4 protein-coding genes and 1 pseudogene are annotated in these 6,259 nt (G+C 71.8%); all 5 read right to left on the bottom strand.

From position 1 onward, the window contains the following. Positions 1-934 (bottom strand): annotated as a pseudogene (locus tag RWP81_RS13375) (transcription termination factor Rho); the annotation flags it as partial. 151 nt (positions 935-1,085) lie between these two features. Next, complete coding sequence (thrB, locus tag RWP81_RS13370; RefSeq protein WP_314456881.1) at positions 1,086-2,018, bottom strand: homoserine kinase; 933 nt, start codon at positions 2,016-2,018, stop codon at positions 1,086-1,088. Further along, a complete protein-coding gene (gene thrC, locus RWP81_RS13365; protein WP_314456880.1) occupies positions 2,015-3,097 on the bottom strand; it encodes a threonine synthase in 1,083 nt (360 codons plus the stop codon). Before thrC ends, thrB begins: the two co-directional genes overlap by 4 nt. 2 nt (positions 3,098-3,099) lie before the next feature. Further along, the gene (locus RWP81_RS13360; protein ID WP_314456879.1) at positions 3,100-4,455 is read right to left on the bottom strand and encodes a homoserine dehydrogenase; all 1,356 of its coding nucleotides are present in this window, start codon (positions 4,453-4,455) and stop codon (positions 3,100-3,102) included. Further along, positions 4,452-5,879: a diaminopimelate decarboxylase gene (gene lysA, locus RWP81_RS13355; protein ID WP_314456878.1), complete on the bottom strand. Its 1,428-nt coding sequence runs from the start codon at positions 5,877-5,879 to the stop codon at positions 4,452-4,454. Before lysA ends, RWP81_RS13360 begins: the two co-directional genes overlap by 4 nt. Between the last annotated feature and the right edge of the window lie 380 nt (positions 5,880-6,259).

Raw genomic sequence — 6,259 nt, 5'->3', positions numbered from 1 at the left:
GCTGGCCGCCCTGCTGCGCGTTGTCACGCTGCGACGCGCCCTGCTGGCCGCCCTCGCGCTGGCCACCCTGCGTGGGCGCGTCGGCGTCGTCAGAGCCGGCTTCGGGCTTCTCTGCGGCGGCGTCGGGCTTGTTGCGGTTGCGGTTGCGCGAGCGGCTTCGGCCACGACCACGAGCGGGGGTCTCATCGTTCTGCTCGGCGTTGTCGGAGGCGGCGTTCTCGCCGTCGTTCGCATCGGCCTCCGCCGCATCGGGGGCACCGGATTCTTCGATGGCGACGTCCGCGATCGGTGCGTCGGCGCTCGGTGCGTCGGTCGCCTCGGCGACGACCGGCGTCTCCTCGAAGGACGCTGCGTCCTCGGCGACGTCGGCCGCGGTCGTGACGGGGGTGGTCGACGTCTCGTCCGACGCGGCGTCGGCCGGAGCCTCGACGTCGGTGCCGGCCTCAGCGGCAGCGGCCTCGGCGGCAGCGGCCTCGGCGGCGGCGGCTTCAGCGGCCGCCTTCTCCTTGGCGGTGGCGGTCGTCGCACGACGGGGGGCACGCTTGCGCGGGGCGCGTGCGGGCTTCTCCGCCGGGGCGGCCTCCTCGAGTGCAGACTCGGCAGCGGGCTCGGCAGTCGGCTCCACCGCGGGCGCGGCGTCGGCGGATGCCGTCTCGTCTGCCGGAGTCACCGCGTCGTCGGCCGCAGCGTCGGCTTCTGCAGCAGGGGCGTCGGCGACGAGAGTGTCGTCGGCGAACAACGCCTCGGGCTGCGCATCGGCGGCCGCGGTGTCCGGGGCGTCCGTGCCCTCGGTCGTCGCGGTGTCGACCGTGCTCGGCTCGGTGTCGGCGTCCGGCGTGGCGGTACCCTGCGCGTCAGCCGTGGGCTGCTCTTCGGCGGGGATCTCGGCGCCCTCGGGCGCGTCGACGGAATGGGTCTCGGAGATGGACTCCACGAGTGCTCCTCAGAATGAAACGTGTCAGATCGCGCTTCGCCGTGCAGATCGCAGACGAAGAGACACCAGCGGTTCGGGAGATTGCAGCCGATACCGGGTTCGCGATGTGTTGCGGATTTCGCAGGTGGTGCAGAGGCTCAGATTCGCGAAGTTACGCGGAACCCTCTGCGTTTTTCACTGTACCACCCTTGACGTCGACGGCGAGCATGAGCGCCTGCCACGGGGTGTCGACCACGGATGCCATGAGATCAGCGGCCTCGAGTCGCTGTCCGGGTCCGTCGGCGAGGACCAGAACGCTGGGACCCGCCCCCGAGACCACGGCCGCGTATCCCTCGGCGCGGAGCGCTCGCACGAGCCGGTCGGTCTCGGGCATCGCCTGCGCGCGGTAGTTCTGGTGCAGCTTGTCTTCGGTGGCCGCCATGAGCAGTTCGGGGCTCTGCGTCATCGCGGCGATGAGCAGGGCCGAGCGCGAGACGTTGAACACCGCGTCCTCGCGCGGGACCTGCAGGGGCTGCAGGCTCCGCGCGACGGCCGTCGACATCGTGAAGCCGGGCACGAACACCAGCGGCGACACGCCCCGGTGGACGATCAGCTGCTTGTGCTGCGGGCCGACGGCATCCATCCACGCGATCGTCAGACCGCCGAAGAGGCCCGGTGCGACGTTGTCGGGGTGCCCCTCCAGCTCGGTGGCCAGGCGCAGCAGGTCCACGTCGCTGAAGGCGACCTCGCCCTCCAGCAGACCCTTCGCGGCGAGGATCCCGGCGACCACGGCGGCTCCCGATGAGCCCATGCCGCGCCCGTGCGGGATGACGTTGTGCGCGGTCAGCCGCAGCCCCGGGAGGGTGCGGCCGACCGACGCGTACGTGTGCGCCATCGCGCGCACCACGAGGTGCGACGCGTCGCGCGGCACGTCAGCCGTGCCCTCGCCCGCGACCTCGATCTCGAGTCCGTCGCCCTCGATCTGCTCGACGGTGAGATCGTCGTACACGCTCAGCGCCAAGCCGAGGGTGTCGAAGCCGGGCCCGAGATTCGCGCTCGTGGCGGGAACGCGGACCGCGACTCGGCGACCGGGGCCTGAGCTCACGCGGTCACCGGCTGCAGGTCGAGCACCGAGGCGACCTCCGAGGTGGTCGCGTCGACGACGGTGGGCTTCACGTCGGTGCCGTCGGCCCTGCGAAGCGCCCACTGCGGGTCCTTGAGACCGTGACCGGTGACGGTCAGCACGACCTTCGCGCCGGCCGGGACGATCCCCGCCTCCGCGCGGTCGAGCAGGCCCGCGACGCTGATCGCCGAAGCGGGCTCGACGAAGACGCCGACCTCGCCCGCGAGGATCTTCTGCGCCTCGAGGATGCCGTCGTCGTCGATCGCGCCGAACCAGCCTTCGGTGGCGTCGCGCGCCTCGAGCGCGAGGTCCCACGACGCGGGGTTGCCGATGCGGATGGCACTGGCGATCGTCTCGGGGTTCTTCACGACCTCGCCGCGCACGAGCGGCGCGGAACCTGCGGCCTGGAAGCCGAACATGCGGGGCACGCGGGTGGCGACGCCGCGGGCGGCCTCTTCCCGGTAGCCGCGCGAGTACGCGGTGTAGTTGCCGGCGTTGCCCACGGGGATGAAGTGGAAGTCGGGTGCGTCGCCCAGCTGCTCGACGACCTCGTACGCGGCGGTCTTCTGCCCCTCGATGCGGTCGGGGTTGACCGAGTTGACCAGGTGCACCGGGTAGTGGTCGGCGAGCTCGCGCGCGATCTCGAGGCAGTCGTCGAAGTTGCCGCGGATCTGGATCAGACGGCCGTTGTGGGCGACCGCCTGGCTCAGCTTGCCCATCGCGATCTTACCCTCGGGCACGAGCACGGCGGCGGTGATGCCGGCGTGGGCGGCGTAGGCCGCGGCCGAGGCCGAGGTGTTGCCGGTCGAGGCGCAGATGACGGCCTTCGCGCCGTGCTCGACGGCGCGGGAGAGTGCCACCGTCATGCCGCGGTCCTTGAAGGAGCCCGTCGGGTTCATGCCCTCGAACTTCACCCACACGTCGGCGCCGGTACGACGCGACAGGGCCGGGGCCGGGATGAGCGGCGTGCCGCCCTCGCCGAGGGTGACGACGGTGGAGGCGTCGGTGACGCCCAGACGGTCGGCGTATTCGCGGAGGACTCCGCGCCAGAGATGAGCCATGTTCAGTTCCCTTCCACGCGCAGCACGGAGACCACGCGCTCGACGACGCCGCTCGCGGCGAGACGCTCGACGGTCTCACTCAGGTCCTGCTCGCGGGCCTTGTGTGTTCCGATGACCAGACGGGCCGAGCCCGCCGCGGTCGATGAGCCTGTCGCAGCGCCCGGGTCTCCGGCATCCGAAGACGCCTCGATCACGGTCTGCTCGACGGTCGCGATCGACACGCGCCCCTCGCTGAGGATGCCGGCGACCGTCGCGAGCACGCCCGGCTTGTCGTCGACCTCGAGGGTGATCTGGTACCGCGTGATGACGCGCCCGATGGGCACGGCGGGGAGGTTCGCTCGGGTCGACTCCCCCACGCCCACGCCACCCGCGATGTGCCGACGCGCCGCCGAGACGACGTCGCCGAGGACGGCGGAAGCCGTCTGCACGCCGCCGGCGCCGGCGCCGTAGAACATCAGGTCGCCCGCGGCCTCGGCCTGCACGAACACGGCGTTGTTCGCGCCGTGGACGCTCGCGAGCGGGTGCGCGCGGTCGACGAGGGCCGGGTACACGCGCACCGAGATCGACTCGGTGCCACCGTCTTCGGCGGCGAGGCGCTCGCACACGGCGAGGAGCTTGATGACGTAGCCGGCGTGACGAGCGGACTCGATCATCGCGGCGTCGACCGAGGTGATTCCCTCGCGATGCACGGCATCCAGGGGAACCGCGGTGTGGAACGCGAGGCTCGCGAGGATCGCCGCCTTCTGCGCGGCGTCGTAACCCTCGACGTCGGCGGTCGGGTCGGCTTCGGCGTAGCCGAGCGCCTGCGCCTGGGCCAGCACGTCGGCGAAGTCGGCGCCCTCGGTGTCCATGCGATCGAGGATGTAGTTGGTGGTGCCGTTGACGATGCCCATGATCCGCACGACGCGGTCGCCGGCGAGGGAGTCGCGCAGGGGCCGGATGATGGGGATGGCGCCGGCGGCGGCGGCCTCGTAATAGACCTCGGCCCCGACCTGGTCGGCGGCCTCGAAGACCTCGGAGCCGTGCGTGGCGAGCAGCGCCTTGTTCGCGGTGACGACGTCGGCGCCCGAGGCGATCGCGTGCAGCACCTGCGTCCGCGCGGGCTCGATGCCGCCCATCAGCTCGATGACGATGTCGCTGCCGACGATGAGCGTCTCGGCATCCGTGGTGAACAGTTCGCGGGGCAACTCGACGTCGCGCTTCGCGTCGAGGTTTCGCACGGCGATGCCGGCGAGCTCGAGCTTCGCGCCCGCGCGGTCGGCGAGTTCGTCGCCGTGTCTGAGCAGCAGGTCGGCGACCTGGGAGCCGACGGCGCCGGCGCCGAGGAGCGCCACGCGCAACGTGCGGTAGTCGGTCATGCGGTTTCTCCGTGGGGTGTGTCGGTAGCGGATGCCGGGAGTCCGGCGTCGCGGGCGAGCAGATCGTCGACGGTCTCGCCGCGGACGATCACGCGCGCCTCGCCCCCTCGCACCGCCACGACGGGCGGGCGCGGGGTGTAGTTGTAGTTGCTCGCGAGCGAGAAGCAGTAGGCGCCGGTCGCGGGCACTCCCAGCAGATCGCCGGGCGTGACGTCGGCGGGAAGGTATTCGGCATCCACCACGATGTCTCCCGACTCGCAGTGCCGACCGACGACCCGCGACAGCGCCGGCGCGACGCGACTCGTGCGCGAGACGATGCGCGCCGAGAAGTCGGCCCCGTAGAGCGCCGGTCGGGCGTTGTCGCTCATGCCGCCGTCGACGCTGACGTACGTGCGATCGAGACCCTCGGCCGCCGTGACGGTCTTGACGGTGCCCACCTCGTACAGCGTCACGCCGGCCTGGGCGACGATGATGCGTCCGGGTTCTGTGGCGATGTCGGGCATCGGGATGCCGCGCACCGCGCACTCGTCGGCGATGGCATCCAGGATGCCGTCGGCGATCTCTTCGATGGGTCGGGGGTCGTCGACCGAGGTGTAGGAGATGCCGAACCCGCCGCCGACGTTGAGCACCGGGATCTCGCCCCCGGCGAGCAGGTCGGCGTGCAGGTCGACCAGACGAGCCGCCGACTCGCGGAACCCGGAGGAGTCGAAGATCTGCGACCCGATGTGCGCGTGCAGGCCCACGAAGCGCAGGCTCGGCAGCTCGCGGATGCGGGCGACGGCCTCGGCCGCCCCCTCGAGCGAGAAGCCGAACTTCTGATCCTCATGCGCGGTGGCCAGGAACGCGTGGGTCTCGGCGTGGACGCCGGTGCGCACCCGCACGAGCACGGGCTGCACCACACCGCGGCGGTCGGAGATGGCGGCGAGCCGCTCGATCTCGATGGGGCTGTCGAGCACCACCGAACCGATGCCGACCTCGACCGCGCGCTCGAGTTCGCCCACGCTCTTGTTGTTGCCGTGGAAGCCGAGGCGTCCGGGATCGGCACCGCCGGCCAGGGCCACCTCGAGCTCACCGCGGGTGCAGACGTCAACGGCGAGACCCTCATCGACGACCCACCTCACGACCTCCGTCGAGAGGAACGCCTTGCCCGCGTAATACACGCGGGCCCGGATGCCGTGGCGGGCGGCCGCGGACTCGAACGCCGCGCGGGCGCGACGCGCGTGGGCGCGCACCTCGTCCTCGTCGAGGACGTAGAGCGGGGTGCCGAAGCGATCGCGGAGGTCGAATACCGAGACCCCGCCGATCTCGACGGAACCGTCATCGATACGGCGCGCGGACGACGGCCAGACAGGGGCGACGAGCTCATTCGCTTCGGCCGGGGCGACAAGCCACTCGGGCACGAGCGCGGAGTGCGAGGCGGACACAGGGGGACCAATCGGGTTTGCGGCGACGCGACGGCCGCGGATCACGGCTCCACCCCCGCGGAGAGTCACGCGAGGGTGTTGCTTGCAGTCTAGGGCACGGCATATGCCCCTCCCCTCCCGTGCGGCGTCCGCGGCGGCGCCCGTGCCCGGCGACCTCCCCGACGAGTCGTCGGTGCGCGGGACCACGCTCGGTGGACGAGGGCGCCGGGGGTTCCGTCGCGGCTACGGGCGCCGCCCCCCCCTCCGAACGGGTGAGGGCGACTGCCTCGACGGATGACGAATCGGGTGATGGCGGGGCGGACCGCGGCGCGTGACGCTCAACGCTGGCCGTCGAGTGCGCGGCCGCACCATACGGTGTCGACGTGACGTCGCCCCTCTCC

It is taken from the genome of uncultured Microbacterium sp. (assembly GCF_963521695.1).
Classification (GTDB): domain Bacteria; phylum Actinomycetota; class Actinomycetes; order Actinomycetales; family Microbacteriaceae; genus Microbacterium.
This window is presented reverse-complemented; position numbering and strand designations above follow the sequence as displayed.

Coding starts and splice junctions, on each gene's coding strand:
- thrC (WP_314456880.1), bottom strand. CDS start 3,097: ATGGCTCATCTCTGGCGCGGAGTCCTCCGCGAATACGCCGACCGTCTG.
- RWP81_RS13360 (WP_314456879.1), bottom strand. CDS start 4,455: ATGACCGACTACCGCACGTTGCGCGTGGCGCTCCTCGGCGCCGGCGCC.